Genomic DNA, 18,536 nt, shown 5'->3' with positions numbered 1-18,536 from the left:
GGCAACACGATCTAATTATTAAAATTAGCTTACATTTGATTTTAACAAAAATCAACTACAAAAGGAAACAGTTGTAGTTTTTTACAGTACTATGGCAAAACTTAAAATCGTTCATTTAGCGCATTCTATTGGTGGAGTCGATGTGTATTTAAGACTTATTATAGAAAACATGAGTGTTGATTCATTCGACAATTGTGTTATTCACGGATTGAAAGATACTAGTGAGCCATTTTTAGACAAAAAGGGTAATGCTGTACGTCAATATTCAGTGGCTATTTTTAGAGATATCAACGTTATTAACGATAGCAAAGCTTTGTTTCAAACTTATCAAATCCTTAAAAAAGAAAAGCCAGATTTAATTCACGCACACAGTGCCAAAGGCGGAATTATAGGCAAAGTGATGGCAAGATTACTAGGCATAAGAATTTTGTACACACCACACGCTTTCTCTTATTTAAGTACTCAAAACAGCATTAAAAGAAGTCTTTTTTTGAGTATTGAAAAATTTATTTTTCGTCAAAAGGTGGTGCTTCTTGCCACTTCTACATCTGAAAAAGATCGCGCTTTAAACGAGGTGGGTTATGCAGCTACTACTATTAAAGTTTTTAATAATTGTATTGAACCCATAACCACAATAGCACCACTAACGATTCCCAAAACGTGGCCAGAAGCTTATATATGTACTGTGGGCCGTCCTTCTTATCAAAAAAACATAGAACAGATGATACGGGTTTTGCACGAAGTAAAAAAAGAAGCTCGAATTCATTTGATTGTCATGGGCGTAGGTCCAGTTTCAGGACAATTAGCTTCAGTTAAAGATTTAATTAAGGAACTAGGACTTGATCAAAATGTAACACTTTTAGACTGGACACAAAGGACTGATGTTTTTAACATTATAAAGTATTCTAAATTTTATATTTCGACAGCAAGGTACGAAGGAATGCCTTATGCTATAATTGAAAGTTTGGCATTGGCTAAGCCATGCGTCGTTAGTAATTGCGATGGAAACAAGGATTTAATAGTAGACAACTACAATGGTTTTATTATTAACAATGAGGATCTAGCTGACTTTAAAAACAAAATAGTAAGCTTATTAAGCGACAAGGAATTATTAGATAAAATGTCAAATAATGCTTTGATTTCTTATTCGGAAAACTATAATATCAAGAAAAATATTGCAGCGCTAGAAACTATTTATTTAGGCTAGAGCGCTAGATTAATTTTGAAAAAAAACAAAATGGATATAGAGTTCATCAAAAAAACAATTAAAAAAGAAACATTTGATCCAGGTATCATAGGTTTTTTTATTAATTATAATTTTCTAATTCGAAAATCAATTCAAAAAGCCATAAAGAGTAATGCATCCAAGCTAGAAGGTTCATTATTAGATTTTGGATGCGGAACAAAACCGTATAAAAAATTGTTTGTAAACGTTAAGGAATACCTAGGAGTTGATTACAAGATTGAAGGACGTGAACAAAACTATAGTGAAGTAGATGCGTTTTATGATGGGAAAAATATCCCCTTTGAAAACGAAAAATTTGATTCGCTTTTATGCACAGAAGTCCTTGAACATGTATTTAATATTGATGAATTATTAGTGGAGTTTCATAGAGTATTAAAAAATGATGGACTTGCTATAATTACAACACCTTTTATGTGGGAAGAGCATGAGATGCCTTATGACTTTGCAAGATATACAACGCCTGCTTTGAAATATTTATACGAAAGGAATGGCTTTAAGGTTATTGACCACTTTAAAACAGGCAATTATATCGAAGTTATTTTTCAATTTAATTTGAATTATATCAAAAATATACTGCCGAATAATAAAGTGCTAAGACAATTTTTTTTATTGCCTTTTATTCTATTTTTTAATACTTTAGGACTGTTTTTTAGCTTTATATTGCCAGTAGACAAAACAGCCTACTTTAATAATGTATTTATTTTAGAAAAGATAAGCTAACGGCAACCACAACAATCAGCAGTTTATAATAGAAGCAGAATAAAACTTTTGTTTATATTTCTTTCAAAATCCTAATGATAAGTTTAATTTTGACCAAATGACTTGATGAGGTCAATGAGGAATTGTAATACTTCAACAAAAAGCAATCCTTTACGATCCAAACTATAAAAATCGATATGAAAAGAATACTGATTACAGGAGCTGCGGGATTTTTAGGATCGCATTTATGTGACCGTTTTATTAAAGAAGGTTACTTTGTGATAGGTATGGATAACCTAATAACAGGAGATTTAAAGAACATAGAACATTTGTTCAAATTAGAACAATTTGAGTTTTATCATCATGATATTACCAAATTTGTGAATGTTCCAGGACAATTAGATTACATACTTCATTTTGCTTCACCGGCAAGCCCTATTGATTATTTAAAAATTCCAATTCAAACCTTAAAAGTAGGTTCATTAGGGACTCATAATCTTTTGGGATTGGCTAGAGTTAAAAAAGCTAGAATACTAATTGCATCCACATCTGAGGTGTATGGCGATCCGTTAGTTCATCCTCAAACCGAAGCGTATTATGGAAACGTAAACACTATAGGACCAAGAGGTGTTTATGATGAAGCCAAACGTTTTCAAGAATCGATCACGATGGCTTACCACACTTTTCACGGTGTAGAAACTAGAATTGTACGTATTTTTAATACCTACGGACCTAGAATGCGACTCAATGACGGTCGTGTAATTCCAGCATTTATTGGGCAAGCATTGCGTGGCGAAGATTTAACGATTTTTGGAAACGGAATGCAAACTCGTTCATTTTGTTATGTAGATGATCAAGTAGAAGGAATTTTTAGACTATTACATTCAGATTATGTGTATCCGGTAAACATAGGAAACCCTGATGAAATTACCATCAAAGATTTTGCTGAGGAGATTATAAAACTTACAGGAACCAATCAAAAAATTGTGTACCATCCATTGCCCGAAAACGATCCGTTGCAAAGACAACCGGATACTACCAAAGCCAAAGAATTATTAGGATGGGAAGCCAAAGTCAATCGCGCCGAGGGAATGAAAATTACCTACGACTATTTTAAATCATTATCGAAAGAAGCCCTTTCTAAGGAAGAACATAAAGACTTTACAGCATACATTAAGTAGCAGGCTTCTAAGTTTAAGAGCAGGTTATTGACACCAGATTGAGATTTATGACAGCATCTAAGATAGGTAGATATTCAAAGTTCATTAGACCCATTAGTATTCTAATGGATGTGATGGTGATTAGTTGTACCGCATCTTTTATACTTAAAAACCTCAATATAAACCTTGTAGATTTTATTGTCTACCTCAATATTGGTTGGATTCTTACTGCTATTTTCTTAGATTTTTATGCGATTTATCGTTTTACGAAAGTGATCGAAATAATCTCAAAAATCATCAAACAAGGAGTTATTTTTTTATTGATTGTAATTGCTTTTTTCCCTTTTTCAGTCCAAGCTGTTTTTAATGTAAATTGTATTGCGGTATTTTTTATCAGTAGTTTGGGTTTAATTACCGTTTTAAAATTGCTTTTATTTTACTGTTTAAAAACCTATCGCATCGTGGTAGGAAGCAATTATAGGCAAGCAGTAATAGTGGGGTACACACCAGAATCAATCCAGTTAAAAGAGCTTTTTGAACGAAAAAAGGAGTACGGATACCATTTTTTAGGTTTCTTTTCGGATAAGCAAGTAAATCCAGAAATAAAGGGGAATTTAGTCGATTTAAAAACATTTGTACAAGCCAATAAAATAGACGAAATCTATTGTTCGCTCAATGAAGTTTCTAATACGCAGTTAAAAGACTTACTTGATTTTGCCGATGAGCATAATAAAACAATCAAATTTATTCCGGATACCAAAGAGATTTTTGCAAAGAACTTAAAAATTGATTATTACGATTTTTTCCCAGTACTGTCTTTAAAGGAAACCGTTTTAAATGAACCAGCTGTAAAGACATTCAAACGTTTTTTTGATATTGTTTTTTCATTGATTGTAATTCTTGGAATTTTGTCCTGGCTCGCCCCTTTATTAGCTATTATAATAAAATTAGAATCCAAAGGTCCTGTTTTATTCAAGCAAGGCCGTCCCGGGATGGAAGAGAAGCAGTTTTATTGCTATAAATTTCGTTCTATGAGAATGAATTCAAGATCCGAAACTGAGGCCTTGAAAAACGATCCAAGAGTTACTAAAACAGGCCGTTTCATACGAAAAACTAGTCTTGATGAAATGCCGCAATTTATCAACGTTTTACTAGGTGATATGTCTATTGTGGGACCTCGCCCTCATTTATGGTCACAAAACAAAATGTATGGTACTAAAATTAAGAAATACATGTTGCGTCACTATGTAAAACCAGGGATTACGGGACTCGCGCAAGTAAGCGGGTATCGTGGCGAGATTGAGACCGAGAAAGACATGGTAAACCGCATAAAAATGGATGTTTTTTATATCGAAAACTGGTCTTTAATTCTCGACTTGAAAATAATTTATATGACGGTTGCAAATATTGTAAAAGGAGATAAAAAAGCATATTAGCGATGGATACACCTTTAGTTTCAATACTTATTCCAACATTCAATTCTGAACAATTTATTGCTGGAGCGATTCGATCTGTGCAAGACCAAACCTATTCCAATTGGGAAATTATCCTTGTCGATGACTGTTCTTCAGATGCAACTCTTTCAATTGTTAAAGCAGTAGCACTAATAGACCACCGAATCTATTATACCACATTAGACAATAATTCAGGCACGGGTGTAGCTCGAAATAATGCTTTGGCTGCAGCCAAAGGGAGATTTATCGCTTTTCTAGACGCCGATGATTTATGGAAGCCAGAAAAATTGCAAAAGCAAGTTGATTTTATGTTATCGCATAATTTGCCTTTTACCTTTTCCTTTTATGATCTCATAGACGAGTCGGGTAAAAGTCTTCATAAAAGAGTCGAAGCACCAATACCTCTAACGTACAATCAATTGTTTTTTTGCAATTATATTGGAAATTTAACAGCGATCTATGATGTGAATTACTTTGGAAAAATCCCCATTTCATCCATCCGAAAAAGACAAGACTGGATGCTGTGGTTAGCCGTACTTAAAAAGAGTAGGAAGGCGACTGCTGTACCCGAAAGTTTAGCGTACTACCGCATCAGGGAAAATTCTATTTCGACTTCAAAAATAAATTTGATACAATACAATTTTGCAGTTTACAGGCAGTTTCACGGTTTTAGTTTCCCTATTGCGGTGGCTTGTATGAAACTATTTTTATTCACTCAATTGTTGATAAAACCACGCTACATCAAGAAAATTAAACCAATGATGTAAACTGTTTCAACTTCCCTCTTTTGTTTCTTTTTAAAGTTTTTTCCCTGATAAAAGTAAACTGTAAGTTGGGTTCTAAATACAAGATAATGGCTTTTTCAATTTGCTGTATCTGGTCAACCGTAAGCTTAGAATCACTCACATATTTAATCTCAAAAGCATCAATTTTAGTTTGTTTAATGACAAATTCTTTTACGTTTCCGTCATCTTCTATGATCGTTTTTGTGATGTAATAAAAGGTCAGTCCGGGTGCTTTTTTTCCGCTTGGTAAAAGAGCTACATCATTAGTTCTTCCGATAAGTTTTTTTAGAATGGGTTTTTGCAAAGTACTTTTTTCATCCAAAATTCCCAAATCTCCAATTTCATATCGAATAAAAGGATGTGCTTTATTGTACAAAGAAGTGATCACAATACGCCCTTCTTGGCCGTAAGGCAAAGCAACATTATTGGAGTCTAGAATTTCAACAAATAAGGTTTCGGCATTAACTTGCCATTCTCCTTCAGGATTTTCAAAAGCAATTAAATCCAGTTCAGATGCTCCATATTCATTGATAACAGCAACACCCAATTGTTTCTCTAGTAAGATTTTATCGCCTTCAAATAGCATTTCGGAGGTGACAATACAGACTTTTAAGCTGGGACAAATATCTTTTAATACGATGTTTTTCTTTTGTAAAAACTTAGCAAACAAAACTATAGAACTAGTATAACCGTTGAGGTAATCAAATTTTTTAGTTGCAAAATGAGCAAGAAAACCTTCTAAAACAACATCCGATAAGTCAAAAACAGCAAACCGAAAACGATGGCTTAAAAGGTCTTTAAAACGTTCTTTTTTATGGCCTATAAAATCCAGCGGTCTACCATAGAATCGTGCTTGGTAGGACTGATTTAAGTCGAGTCCAAACCAACCAAAACGGTATTTATTAGAAGCCCATGTAAGTGCATGACAGTATTTGTCTTTGGCAAAAACAAAGGGTTCTCCGCTTGAACCAGAGGTTTTATTGCTATAAATATTGGTACTGGTAAAACCTTTTGACAGCCTTTCGGCCAAAGGTTTTTGTAAGTTCGTTTTATTTAAAACGGGTAAATCTGCCCAGTTTTTGACGGTTGAAGCAGCTAGTAGTTCCTTATAAAAAGCATTGTTTTCTAGATGATAAGCAACAATTGCTGTTTTCCTTTCTTCTAAAAAAAGGAGATACTCTTTGGCTGATAAAGCAGCAATTTTACGCAACTCAGCGTCAGCCTCCTGGATGGGATAACCGTTCAAACGAAGCGATAAGTCAAAAAGAGGTAGCATTTTAAGTGTTTATTTGTTCAAAAATAATATTAAACAATAACTATTTGAGAAGAACCAACAACTTTTTAGAAATTAATTATTATTTACGTCCAAAAGCAATTATTTTTGCACGACAACTAAAAAAACGAAACATGACTATTTTACTATTAGGTTCAGGAGGAAGAGAGCATGCATTTGCATGGAAAATGATTCAAAGTCCGCTTTGCGATACTCTTTTTGTTGCGCCAGGAAACGCTGGAACAGCATCAATTGCGACAAATGTTAACATGAGTCCAACCGATTTTGATGCCATTAAAGCATTTGTAATAGCGCATAAAATAGGAATGGTTGTAGTGGGACCAGAAGATCCGTTAGTGAAAGGGATTTTTGATTTTTTCAAGAACGATGATCAATTAAATCATATTCCCGTAATTGGACCATCAAAAGTTGGTGCTCAATTAGAAGGTAGTAAAGAGTTTGCCAAAGAGTTTTTGGTAAAACACAACATCCCAACTGCAGCTTATGATAGTTTTACTGCAGAAACGGTTGAAAAAGGATGTGATTTTCTTGCTACTTTGCAACCTCCGTATGTTTTAAAAGCAGATGGTTTAGCAGCAGGAAAAGGAGTTTTGATTATTCATGATTTGGCGGAAGCCAAAGAAGAATTACGCAATATGCTTGTAGGTCAAAAATTTGGCGCAGCAAGTTCAAAAGTGGTGATTGAAGAATTTCTAGACGGAATTGAGCTGAGCTGTTTTGTATTGACTGATGGAAAAAGTTATAAAATATTGCCTACCGCCAAAGATTACAAACGCATAGGTGAAGGAGATACGGGATTAAATACAGGCGGAATGGGAGCTGTTTCTCCAGTTCCTTATGTTGATGCTGTGTTGATGGAAAAAATCGAGTCACGCATCGTGAAGCCTACTATTGAAGGTTTCCAAAAAGACGGGATTGAATATAAAGGTTTTGTTTTTATTGGTTTAATCAATGTAAACAATGAGCCTATCGTTATTGAGTACAACGTGCGTATGGGTGATCCAGAAACCGAAGTTGTTATTCCGAGATTGAAAACGGATTTAGTAGAATTATTTTTGGCTACAGCCAATGAAAAATTAGACCAAATTACCTTAGAAATTGATGAGCGAAGCGCTACTACAGTAATGCTAGTTTCAGGTGGATATCCAGAAGATTTCGAAAAAGGAAAAATAATATCAGGATTAGAAAATGTTACTGATTCTATTGTATTCCACGCAGGTACAAAATTAGAAAACAACCAGGTGGTTACTAATGGTGGTCGTGTTTTAACGGTTACATCATACGGAGACAACTTCCAAGAGGCCATAAAAAAATCTTATCAAAACATAGATAAACTAAGCTTTGATAAGATGAATTTTAGAAAAGATATTGGAAACGATCTTCTATAAATAAAGGAATCTTCCTTAATCCTATACCTTAGGATTAGGGGAGTTTTATTTTAAGAAAGAATGCGCTGTAGTATCTTGATTTTCTGTTCCTGCTGCGTCAAAAATTCTCAATTGTTTGATCCAGTACACCATTGCAGATGCACAAATAGCCATGAAAATCCAGTTAATAGTATTAGCACCAAACCAAGTACTTAGTTCTAATGAACGTAAGAAATCTAGAGGAGCAAATAAAATATTTACAAATAAGTATTGAATTCCTTCAAAAAATGTTTTCATATCGTATAAAATTATGTTGTTAGTATTTTAATTCTCAAGCGTTGGGAATTCTTTTTGAAGATTCTTTTTCAACTTGAGGGTTTCCTTTTTAAACAAGTATTATATTTACAGTCACAAAAGTATAAAATATCCTTATGATTACAAGTGTTTTTAAAAAATCTACACCATTAAATTTATCCTTAGTAGTATTTTTAGTGCTAGTATTCTTTTTTATATATCAATTTCAAAGTTTTGCTTGGACAAATTCGTCGCTTCTTATTGCCGAAAAAGCAGGTATATTGGCTGTTTTGTTGAGCTCTATCTTTGTATCAAATTTCATAGTAAAGCGCAACGGAGTTAGTAGGGACAGTAGTTTCACGATTTTTTTTTACCTGCTGTTTGTGCTTTTTTTCCCTTCGATTCTAAATGATTTCAACTTAGTTTTATCTAATTTTTTCATTTTATTGGCCATGCGTAGATTGATTTCGCTTCAATCTTTAAGTGCATCCAAAGAAAAAATATTTGACGCCTCATTGTGGATTTTCTTGGCTGCTATATTTCACTTCTGGAGCTTAGTATACTTGATTTTGGTATTTATATCTATAATTTTTCACGTTGCACGAGATTATAGAAACTGGATTTTGCCTTTTATTGCTTTTCTGGCAACGGTAATCATTTTTGGTTTTTTTACAATTGTATTCAATATCGACAGCCAAGCTTACATTAGTAGTCATCTAGCAACTAGTTATGAAATCAATTATTTTACTAGCAACTATGAAAATGCAGCTTTATCCATTTATGCAACCGTGGCGCTCTTTTTTATGATTTCAATTTTTGCTAATTTGTCTAATATGCCTTTGGTTTTGCATTCGACTTTTAAGAAAATAATCGCTTCTTTTTTTATTGGAGTCTTCATATACATTGTTTCTCCGCATAAAAGCAACGACGTTTTAATATTTACGATTGCACCATTAGCCATGCTAGCGACAAGTAATATTGAGCTTCCTCAAGTAAAATTACGAAGAGAAATGATTTTATACGTACTTATCGCTTGTAGCTTTTTTGCTTTTTTCTCTCAATTATAGCTTAGAACCGTAAGCAAGATCACCAGCATCTCCCAATCCAGGTACAATATAATCGTGTTCGTTTAATTGGTCATCGATTGCTGCTACCCATAAATGGCAATGGTCTGGCAACTGTTGTTCCAGGTAGGCAATTCCTTCGGGAGCGGCAATTACTACGGCAATATGCACTGCGGCTGGATTTCCTTTTTCCATCAATTTATTAAAAACAGCAACAATAGACTGTCCTGTGGCAAGCATGGGATCTACTAGCAGCAAGTATTTGTTGTTAAAGTCGGCAACAGCTTGATATTCAACTAATATATCAAAATAATCATCATTGTTAGGATGGTGTCTGTAGGCTGATATGAATCCGTTTTCGGCTTCGTCAAAGTAGTTCAAAAATCCTAGATGCAACGGCAATCCAGCACGTAGGATGGAGCATAAAACCAATTGGTCTTTGATAGCAGTTGTGTTTTTAATACCCAGTGGAGTTTGAATAGCAACGGGTTTGTAATGCAGTTCTTTGCTCATTTCATACGCCATAATTTCGCCAATTCGCTCAATGTTTCGTCTAAAACGCATGCTGTCTTTATGGACATTCACATCTCTAATTTGGCCTAGAAAATGATTGAGAACGCTATTGTTTTCTGATAAATGATGTATTTGCATGTTGTTTTATTAGTAATTGGAATAAGATCTCTGTTTTTATAAAGATTGATCGGGAACTCCAAATAGATTTATGATTTCTAATTTTTTTATAAAAGTATAAAAAGTATCTTTGTCTTAATAAATATATAGATATGTTTTCAAAATTAGCTTATTCCGTATTCGAACAAAGTATCAAAGATTATCATCAATTTGATAATGTTGACCAACCTATAAATAATCCTTATCCTAAGGAAGAATTTGAGCATTTGCTTTATTTGAAAAATTGGATAGATACCGTACAATGGCATTTTGAAGACATTATTCGTGACCCGAATATTGATCCCGTAGCTGCTTTGACTTTAAAGAGAAGAATTGATGCGTCAAATCAAGAGCGTACGGATATGGTAGAATATATTGATGGTTATTTTTTGCAAAAGTACAGTAGTGCTGTTGTTAAAAATGAAGCTAAAATAAACTCCGAAAGTCCAGCATGGGCATTTGACCGTTTGTCAATTTTAGCATTGAAAATTTACCATATGAATGAAGAAGCTACTCGTGCCGAAGCTTCTCAGGATCATAGAGATAAATGTCAAGTAAAATTGAATATCTTATTGGAACAAAGAACGGATTTGTCTACAGCAATCGATGATTTGTTAACCGATATTGAAAACGGAGATAAATTCATGAAAGTGTACAAACAAATGAAAATGTACAATGATGATGAGTTAAATCCTGTTTTGTACCAAGGTAAGAAATAAGATTTGGCACATACAATTAAGCATATAACCGTCATGAGACTCTCCGCTATGGGAGATGTTGCCATGACGGTTCCTGTTTTACGCGCTTTTGTAAAGCAGTATCCTCATATAAAAGTAACGGTAGTTTCAAGGCCGTTTTTCAAACCTTTTTTTGATACGATTCCTTCGGTTTCTTTTTTTGCTTTCGATGAAAAAGAAAGGCATAAAGGGTTCTTTGGCTTAGTGCGTTTATTTCGAGATTTGAGCGCTTTAAAAGTAGACGCTTTTGCTGATTTGCATAACGTTTTGCGTGCTCAGGTAGTACGAACACTTTTTGCGTTAAGCGGAAAAAAAACAGCAGCTGTTGATAAAGGAAGAGCTGGGAAGAAGGCACTCACAAGAGCCGAAAACAAAGTTTTTAAACAATTACCAAGCATGTTTGAAAGGCATTTGGCTGTTTTTGAGCAATTGGGTTTTACGGTTGATTTATCCCATCCGGACTTCCCTACAAAGGCCGTTTTAAACGATCAAATAACCAATATTACAGGAGCAAATAAGCAATTTTTAATAGGGATAGCTCCTTTTGCTCAATACGATGCTAAGGTGTATCCTTTGGATTTAATGCAGGAAGTTATTACTCAATTGGCGCAAAATCCAAGCTACACCATCTTACTTTTTGGTGGTGGAAAAAAGGAAATGGAACTTTTGGACGGACTAGCTGCTGCTCATGAAAATGTGAAATCTGTGGCTGGGCAACTTAAATTTCAACAAGAATTGCAATTGATAAGCAACCTTGATGTGATGCTTTCTATGGATTCTGGTAATGCGCATATTGCGGCTATGCTGGGTGTTCAAGTTATAAGTTTATGGGGCGCAACTCATCCGTATGCTGGATTTACTCCTTTTAATCAATCTATTGAAAATAGTTTAGTGGCTGATAGAGAAAAGTTTCCTTTATTACCTACATCCGTATATGGTAATAAAAAAGTCGAAGGATATGAAGAGGCTATGCGAACGATTGCTCCTGAAGTAGTTGTAGCAAAAATCATAAAAAAATTAAACCATTAAGAAATTAAGTTTCATTTAGGGCTAACCTTAATTTTCTTAATTCCTTAATGGTTTATTATAAAATTTCAAATGTAATTTGAAAACTAGAGGCTAAACATCATCAAAATCGATGTAGATATTTTCAGAAGTAGGATGTGCTTGGCAGGTTAAAATCAATCCGCTTGCGATTTCTTTATCTGATAAAATAGAATTTTTAGTCATCTCAGCAGTTCCAGCAGTTACACGTGCTAGGCAGCTGCTACATATTCCACCTTGACAAGAATACGGAGCATCAATTCCTTGTTTTAAGGAAGCTTCAAGGATGGTTTGTTTTTGAGACATTTCAAAAGTCGTCTCTTCATCATCTACCATTACAGTAATTTTCGAATGACCTTCTAATGATTCTGTAATGACATTTTCATGTGATGAAGTAGTGAAAAGCTCGTATTTTATAGCCGATTCTTTTACGTTTTTCTCTTTCAATACCGTCGAAACGGTATTGATCATTTCTTCTGGTCCACACAAGTAAAACTTATCAAATTCTAAGGCCGCGTGTTTGTTGTTTAAAACAAAATTAACGACTGATTTGTCTATTCGACCAAACAAAGCATGGTCAGCTTTGGCTTGACTGTAGACATAATGTACAAACAAGCGACTTACATATTGCAAGTGCAGGTCATGTAATTCTTGGTAAAAAATAGTTTCTTCGGGTGATTTATTTCCGTAAACCAATACAAATGAGCTTTTTGGTTCGCTTTTTAAAACCGATTTCAAGATAGAAAGTACAGGTGTGATTCCGCTTCCAGATACAAAAGCTACATAATTTTTTTGACGATCGGCTTGTGGCTCAAATGTAAATTTACCTTCGGGAGTTCCTACTTCAAGTACATCTCCGGCTTTTAGTTTTGTATTAGCAAATTGAGAAAAAGCACCGTTTTTAACCGCTTTCACTGCAATGCGTAGTTCGCCACTTTCGGGTGAGGAACAAATAGAGTAGGCACGACGAATTTCTTTACCGTCTAATGTAAGTTTCAAGTTAACATATTGACCAGCTACAAATTTATAGTTTGCTTTTAATTCTTCGGGTACATTAAAAAGTATCGAAACGGCAGCAGCGGTTTCGCGTTTTACTTCTTTTATGATTAATTTTAAAAAAGATGGCATAGATAATTTTTTTACAAATATACTAAACAGATTAGGTTTCTTTAAATCAAAATATTGAAATTTTATATGCATAAAAGTATTATGTATAAGAATCTTATGTATATTTGTTATTCAAAATTAGATCGAAATGAAAAATTCACAATTATATAAAGGAAGTTTGAACACCATTATCATGAAGTTGCTGGAGGAAAACGGCAAGATGTATGGTTATGAAATCACCCAAAAAGTAAAGGCCATTACAGCGGGTGAGCTCAATATTACCGAGGGTGCTTTGTATCCGGCTTTACACAAACTGGAGGCAGAAGGAATTCTGGATGTCGAAATTGCTAAAGTGGACAATCGCATGCGCAAGTATTACAAGCTTACCGAAGCAGGGGAGAAGGAAACCGTAAATCGCTTATCAGAGTTAGAAGACTTCATTAGAAACATGCAGAGTCTAGTGAACCCAAAACCAAGTTTAGAATTTTAATTTTTAGATCATGCAATTAACAACCGAACAAATAGAATGCATCAACCAAACCTTGATTGAAAAAGGGATAAAGTTTGACGATATAAAACTCGAGGTTTTAGATCATATAGCTACAGAAATTGAAATTGAAATGGAAGTTTCTAATAATGACTTTCCAATAGTTTACAATCAAGTTTTTGACAATTGGAGAGAGGAGTTCAAATTAACGAGAGACTTTTTTTCATTACAATCAACTTATCCTAGACTAGTTAATAGTAAATTGAAAAATCAGTTTAAAAGGGAAGTGATTTTATCAGTAGTATCGTCAATACTATTAATTATTAGTTTTCAGTTGGTCAATAACACACAAGAAAAATTAGAATTTATTCGCCTAGTGAAAGATGTCCTGATTTACGCCTATTGTACAACAACAGCTGTAGCACTTATGATCAAAGTATGGAATTTAAAATCTAAAGTTACATCTACATATAAGCATTTGTTTGACAGTCGTTTTACGGTGCTGATTATTTTCATATCATTGATTATTAATCCCGGTATTCCTCATGATTTAACCAATCAAAATGTATATGTAGGAACAATAAGTTGTTTTTTTGTGTTTTTACTTTCGATCATTTATTTAGGAATGAAGCACATACAATTTCAAAGAAAATTTTCAATTCAATAGAACATGAAACTAACCAACCAACAAATAGCGTATGTTAATTCAGATATTCAATCCTTTGAAATTAAATGGTATGAATTGGAAGTTGAGTTAACTGACCATTTTATTTCGATTATAGAAGATGTTTGGGATAAAAACCAAGATTTAACATTTTACCAAGCTAAAGAATTAGCTCATCAACGCTTTGGTAAAAAGGAATATAAAGCAATCGAAAAACAAAGAATTAATATTTTACAGAAAGAGTATAATAGAACCCAAAGGAAAGAACTCACAGATTATTTAAAATTCCCAAAAATTGTGATGTCAATCTTAGCATTAATTCTGGTTTACAAGTTTTCTTTTTATTTTGAAAGCACTGTTAGCTATATTAAAACCTTATCAATCATTGTATTAGGTTTAAACTTTATTCATATGATGATTTGGCTTTGGTTTAGAAAGGTAGAAAATGAAAGATTTCTAGCTCTTGAAATGACATTTCGAATGACTAATTCTGTTATGCTAGGTTTTTATGGATTTCTTGTCATGACCAAAGATTATTTAGCTATAGAATATGCATTACCGATTGCTTGTTTTCTATTTGTAGTAACGATTGCTATGATACTAACATCGTATCATTTGACAAATAAAGTTTTTATAAGTATCAAAAAACAATACCAACTAACTTAATTTTTAGAAATGCAACTAACCAACGAACAAATCGCAACAATAGAGCAAACCTTAGTTTTAAAAGGTTTGGTATTTGAAGATATTAAACTTGAAGTATTAGACCACATAGCATCAGAAATTGAAGATAGGATGAACCATGAAGAAATTTCATTTGAGACCGTCCACAAATCAGTTTTTGAGAAATGGAAAAGTGAGTTACAAATTTCTTCAAGTTATGCTTGGTTAGGAGCTTTCTTTGAAGCACCTCGATTTGCAGTAGACAAATTAGTCGCTTACAGTAAGAAACAAATTATAAATGTACTGTTGCTTTCAATTGGTTTTGCCAGTGCGCTAAGTATTTTGGGTGAAACTATTGGTACCGCATCATTTATAGATATGCTTAGGGTAACTGTAGGAGGGTTGTTTTATGCAATGGTCATAACAACTGCTGTTAGTGGGTTTCTAATTAGGCAGTCTAGTTTTAAAACAACGTTTGGCAGGTTGTTTTTATACAGAGGTTTGGTGGTTTTCCTTTTCTGCTACATGACCAATATAGAAAACCAACCGCTAAAACATTTTGATTCTAATCATACTTTCACAGAAAATTTTATTAGTTGTTTGTTATATGGCTGTTTGTTTTTCTACTCGTATTGTCAAATTACAATGGCTTTCAAGCACTTTACAATCGTTTCAAAATTAAAAAAAATCTAAACTTCTAATAACCATGCCGCTAACCGCTGTACAAATTGACCAACTGTATCTGTTTACTCGCCAACATTACGTGGAATATTACGATTTACAAACGGAACTGGTAGATCATCTCGCGCACGCGATAGAAGCACAGATGAAAGAGTCTCCAACATTGACTTTTGACGAAGCCTTAAATCTTGAATTCCAGAAATTTGGCATTTTTGGCTTTATGGATGTGGTAGAGAATAGGCAAGCCGTATTGAATAAAAAGTACAATGGTTTGGTTTGGCAACTTTTTAAAGACTTTTTTGGTTTCCCAAAAATTGTATTTACTTTAGTCTTGACGCTTCTCATTTTCAGTATTTTAAAAGTTAGTGATTACAAAGAGATTGTACTTTTAAGTCTTATAGGTCTGCTATTCATTTTTTCAGGCTACTCAATAATGCAGTCGAGACGACAACAAAAGAGTAATAGAGAACACAATAAAAAGAAATGGTTATTTGAGGAAATAATAAATCAATACGGCAATTTTTCAGTGATCGTCTTTGTACCTTTTAATATCTGTTTGCAATTGTATACTAATGTTCGCGATATATTTATCAATGACTTCTATTTATGGGTACTCAGCATTGTTTTGGTATTAAGTGCAGTTGTTCTTTTTATCCTCTTTAAAACCATACCTGCTAAGATGGAGGACTATTTGCGCAGCACTTATCCAGAATATTTGTTAGAAAAATCGTAACGTTTTTACATTTTCACCTACTTACTATTAAAACAAACCAAAAGTTATGATTAAAAAATTCCTGTATCTCGAGTGGAAAGCTTTTTTTAGATCGGCCTCCTTCTCAACAAACATGGCCTTAAAAATCCTGATGGGTTTCGTAGCCGCTTACTTTATTGTAGTATTCTTAGCATTAGGGATAGGTGTTTTTTTTATCTTGAAAAAACAAAACCTAGATCCTATTGTTACGATCAATAAATTTATGATTTATTACATCATTTTTGATTTAGTATTTCGATTAATGCTTCAAAAAATTCCAGTAATGAACATTAGGCCGTTGCTGATTTTCCCCATCAAGAAATCAACAATCGTACATTTTTCACTAGGAAAAACAGCCTTATCTATTTTCAACATCATACACGCCTTTTTTCTTATTCCGTTTAGTGTGGTGTTAATAATCGAAGGCTATGATCCGCTTTCAGTGGTGCTATGGTTCTTGGCTATCTATTCTTTGCTGTTCATCAATAATTTTACTAATATCATTCTGAGCAACAAGGATAATTTATTTTCAATTTTCTTAGTTGTTGCAGGAGTACTTGGCGCACTTCATTATTTTGATTATTTTAATATTACCACCTATACAGCGCCTTTCTTTGATGCCATTTTCAATACTTATTGGGCAGCGGCAATTCCTATTGTAGCTTTGGCAGTGTTGTATTATACCACTTTTCAGTTTTTCAAAAAGAATTTGTACCTCGATGCAGGACTTTCTCAAAAACAGGATGAAGCAAAAACAGAGGATTTGGGTTGGTTGAATCAATTTGGAACCATTGGTACGTTCTTGAAAAACGACATCAAATTAATCAAGAGAAACAAGCGATCAAAAACCACGGTAGGACTAAGTGTTATGTTTCTTTTTTATGGTTTTTTATTTTTTACAAATGCAATCGAAGTCTACAACAATCCATACATGCACATCTTTGCAGGTATATTTGTATCGGGCGGATTTTTAATCACTTTTGGGCAATTTGTACCCAGTTGGGATAGTGCGTATTACCAGTTAATGATGACACAAAACATTCCTTACAAAGGCTATTTAAGTTCTAAATGGTGGTTAATGGTCATTGCAACAATCATCACGACCTGTCTCGCCTCATTCTACCTTTATTTTGGTTGGGAAACCTATTTAACCATTGTAGTAGGTGGGATTTACAACATCGGTGTCAACTCCCAGTTGGTATTATTAGGTGGCGCATATACTAAAACACCTATAGATTTAAGCTCAGGAAAAGGCGCTTTTGGAGACAAAAAAGCCTTTAATTTCAAAACCATGTTAATCTCACTTCCGCAATTAGGATTACCAATATTATTGTACTGGATAGGCGTTAAACTGGATGGCCCTACTGTTGGTTTAGCACTTGTGGCTGGAGTAGGCGTACTCGGTTTGGCTTTAAAAAGCACCGCTTTCAAGCAAATAGAGAAAATCTATAAATCAGAGAAATACGCCACTATTGCCGCTTACAAGCAAAAAGGATAATCAAGAGACAAACTCACCAAAAAGCAGTTCAACGAATAAACTTATAACCATGATACAAGTTACAAATCTTTCAAAAAAATATAACGGCACAACCGTATTAAAAATAGACAATTTAGAAATTAAAAAAGGAGAAAGTTTCGGCTTAGTAGGAAACAACGGAGCTGGTAAAACCACCTTTTTCAGTTTATTACTAGACTTAATCCAGCCTTCAACAGGACAAATTGTCAACAACAATGTACAAGTAAACACCAGCGAAGCTTGGAAACCTTTTACAGCTTCTTTTCTTGATGAGAGTTTCCTAATAGGTTACCTAACGCCCGAAGAATATTTTTATTTCATAGGAGATCTTCGAGGTCAAAACAAAGCCGATGTTGATGCGTTACTCGCTAAACACGAAGAGTTTTTTAACGGTGAAATACTTAAAAATAAAAAATACCTGCGCGATTTATCCAAAGGAAACCAAAAGAAAGTAGGTATCATTGCCACACTTATTGGGAATCCAGAGGTAATTATTCTAGACGAACCTTTTGCAAATCTAGACCCAACAACCCAATTCAGACTTAAAAAAATCATCAAAGAACTAGCCGATAATCCAGATGTAACCGTGCTAGTTTCTAGCCACGATTTATTGCACACCGTAGAAGTAAGTGATAGAATTGTAGCACTAAACAAAGGCGAAGTTGTAAAAGACATACAAACCTCTGCAGAAACTTTACAGGAATTAGAGCAGTTTTTTGCAGTTTAAAATATAAATTTTTAGGGCATGACCACGCCAAAAAAAGGCGTGGTCGGGCTTTTGTTCCCAATCTTTTTTATTTTATGAAAAATAAAATAAAAAAGGATTTCCACTGCATCCCTCATGCGGCTCTGTT

20 protein-coding genes are annotated in these 18,536 nt (G+C 33.9%); 16 read left to right on the top strand and 4 right to left on the bottom strand.

Annotation, left to right across the window (positions count from 1 at the left end):
• Positions 1 to 91: 91 nt before the first annotated feature.
• From H8R24_RS11285 to H8R24_RS11265, 5 genes are all read left to right on the top strand, one after another.
• Complete coding sequence (locus H8R24_RS11285) at positions 92 to 1,207, top strand: glycosyltransferase (protein ID WP_187018984.1); 1,116 nt, start codon at positions 92 to 94, stop codon at positions 1,205 to 1,207.
• 30 nt (positions 1,208 to 1,237) lie between these two features.
• A complete protein-coding gene (locus H8R24_RS11280; protein WP_187018982.1) occupies positions 1,238 to 1,966 on the top strand; it encodes a class I SAM-dependent methyltransferase in 729 nt (242 codons plus the stop codon).
• Positions 1,967 to 2,142: 176 nt separating this feature from the next.
• A complete protein-coding gene (locus H8R24_RS11275) occupies positions 2,143 to 3,126 on the top strand; it encodes a UDP-glucuronic acid decarboxylase family protein (RefSeq protein ID WP_187018980.1) in 984 nt (327 codons plus the stop codon).
• Between the two features lie 47 nt (positions 3,127 to 3,173).
• Entirely contained in the window at positions 3,174 to 4,541 is a 1,368-nt protein-coding gene (locus H8R24_RS11270; protein ID WP_225876811.1) for an undecaprenyl-phosphate glucose phosphotransferase, read from the top strand.
• Between the two features lie 2 nt (positions 4,542 to 4,543).
• A complete protein-coding gene (locus H8R24_RS11265) occupies positions 4,544 to 5,326 on the top strand; it encodes a glycosyltransferase family 2 protein (protein WP_187018977.1) in 783 nt (260 codons plus the stop codon).
• Here H8R24_RS11265 and H8R24_RS11260 read toward each other — a convergent pair.
• Positions 5,310 to 6,620 carry a phenylacetate--CoA ligase family protein gene (locus H8R24_RS11260; RefSeq protein ID WP_187018975.1) on the bottom strand — a complete coding sequence of 437 codons (1,311 nt, stop codon included), beginning with the start codon at positions 6,618 to 6,620 and terminating at the stop codon, positions 5,310 to 5,312. The two genes, H8R24_RS11265 and H8R24_RS11260, sit on opposite strands and share 17 nt — an antisense overlap.
• A gap of 131 nt (positions 6,621 to 6,751) precedes the next feature.
• Here H8R24_RS11260 and purD point away from each other — a divergent pair, with 131 nt between their 5' ends.
• Complete coding sequence (purD, locus tag H8R24_RS11255) at positions 6,752 to 8,026, top strand: phosphoribosylamine--glycine ligase (RefSeq protein ID WP_187018972.1); 1,275 nt, start codon at positions 6,752 to 6,754, stop codon at positions 8,024 to 8,026.
• Positions 8,027 to 8,071: 45 nt separating this feature from the next.
• Here the strand turns inward: purD and H8R24_RS11250 are convergent, their stop codons facing one another.
• Positions 8,072 to 8,302 carry a DUF6341 family protein gene (locus H8R24_RS11250; RefSeq protein ID WP_187018970.1) on the bottom strand — a complete coding sequence of 77 codons (231 nt, stop codon included), beginning with the start codon at positions 8,300 to 8,302 and terminating at the stop codon, positions 8,072 to 8,074.
• A gap of 134 nt (positions 8,303 to 8,436) precedes the next feature.
• On the opposite strand from H8R24_RS11250, the gene H8R24_RS11245 reads away from it, so the two are divergent.
• The gene (locus tag H8R24_RS11245) at positions 8,437 to 9,366 is read left to right on the top strand and encodes a DUF6427 family protein (protein WP_187018968.1); all 930 of its coding nucleotides are present in this window, start codon (positions 8,437 to 8,439) and stop codon (positions 9,364 to 9,366) included.
• Here H8R24_RS11245 and upp read toward each other — a convergent pair.
• On the bottom strand, positions 9,361 to 10,014 hold the full coding sequence (gene upp, locus H8R24_RS11240) for a uracil phosphoribosyltransferase (RefSeq protein ID WP_187018966.1): 654 nt from the start codon (positions 10,012 to 10,014) through the stop codon (positions 9,361 to 9,363). The two genes, H8R24_RS11245 and upp, sit on opposite strands and share 6 nt — an antisense overlap.
• 131 nt (positions 10,015 to 10,145) lie before the next feature.
• On the opposite strand from upp, the gene H8R24_RS11235 reads away from it, so the two are divergent.
• Both H8R24_RS11235 and H8R24_RS11230 read left to right on the top strand, forming a co-directional pair.
• On the top strand, positions 10,146 to 10,751 hold the full coding sequence (locus tag H8R24_RS11235; RefSeq protein ID WP_187018964.1) for a DUF4254 domain-containing protein: 606 nt from the start codon (positions 10,146 to 10,148) through the stop codon (positions 10,749 to 10,751).
• Between the two features lie 33 nt (positions 10,752 to 10,784).
• On the top strand, positions 10,785 to 11,798 hold the full coding sequence (locus H8R24_RS11230; protein WP_187018961.1) for a glycosyltransferase family 9 protein: 1,014 nt from the start codon (positions 10,785 to 10,787) through the stop codon (positions 11,796 to 11,798).
• Positions 11,799 to 11,888: 90 nt separating this feature from the next.
• Here the strand turns inward: H8R24_RS11230 and H8R24_RS11225 are convergent, their stop codons facing one another.
• On the bottom strand, positions 11,889 to 12,941 hold the full coding sequence (locus H8R24_RS11225; protein WP_187018959.1) for a ferredoxin--NADP reductase: 1,053 nt from the start codon (positions 12,939 to 12,941) through the stop codon (positions 11,889 to 11,891).
• A gap of 127 nt (positions 12,942 to 13,068) precedes the next feature.
• Here H8R24_RS11225 and H8R24_RS11220 point away from each other — a divergent pair, with 127 nt between their 5' ends.
• From H8R24_RS11220 to H8R24_RS11190, 7 genes are read left to right on the top strand one after another with little or no spacing between them, the layout of a single operon-like run.
• Complete coding sequence (locus tag H8R24_RS11220; protein WP_026708801.1) at positions 13,069 to 13,410, top strand: PadR family transcriptional regulator; 342 nt, start codon at positions 13,069 to 13,071, stop codon at positions 13,408 to 13,410.
• 10 nt (positions 13,411 to 13,420) lie between these two features.
• Positions 13,421 to 14,074, top strand: a complete 654-nt coding sequence (locus H8R24_RS11215; RefSeq protein WP_187018957.1) for a hypothetical protein — start codon at positions 13,421 to 13,423, stop codon at positions 14,072 to 14,074.
• Positions 14,075 to 14,077: 3 nt separating this feature from the next.
• Complete coding sequence (locus tag H8R24_RS11210) at positions 14,078 to 14,737, top strand: hypothetical protein (RefSeq protein WP_187018955.1); 660 nt, start codon at positions 14,078 to 14,080, stop codon at positions 14,735 to 14,737.
• Between the two features lie 9 nt (positions 14,738 to 14,746).
• Positions 14,747 to 15,427: a hypothetical protein gene (locus tag H8R24_RS11205; protein ID WP_187018953.1), complete on the top strand. Its 681-nt coding sequence runs from the start codon at positions 14,747 to 14,749 to the stop codon at positions 15,425 to 15,427.
• 13 nt (positions 15,428 to 15,440) lie between these two features.
• Entirely contained in the window at positions 15,441 to 16,148 is a 708-nt protein-coding gene (locus H8R24_RS11200) for a hypothetical protein (protein ID WP_187018951.1), read from the top strand.
• A 46-nt stretch (positions 16,149 to 16,194) separates the two neighbouring features.
• Positions 16,195 to 17,664 carry a DUF5687 family protein gene (locus H8R24_RS11195; protein ID WP_187018949.1) on the top strand — a complete coding sequence of 490 codons (1,470 nt, stop codon included), beginning with the start codon at positions 16,195 to 16,197 and terminating at the stop codon, positions 17,662 to 17,664.
• A gap of 49 nt (positions 17,665 to 17,713) precedes the next feature.
• Entirely contained in the window at positions 17,714 to 18,409 is a 696-nt protein-coding gene (locus tag H8R24_RS11190; RefSeq protein ID WP_187018947.1) for an ABC transporter ATP-binding protein, read from the top strand.
• The last annotated feature ends 127 nt before the right edge of the window (positions 18,410 to 18,536 follow it).

This window comes from Flavobacterium muglaense (assembly GCF_014305155.1).
In the GTDB taxonomy this organism is placed as follows: Bacteria; Bacteroidota; Bacteroidia; order Flavobacteriales; family Flavobacteriaceae; genus Flavobacterium; species Flavobacterium muglaense.
Note: the sequence above shows the minus strand (reverse complement) of the source record. Positions and strands in the feature narration are given on the sequence as shown.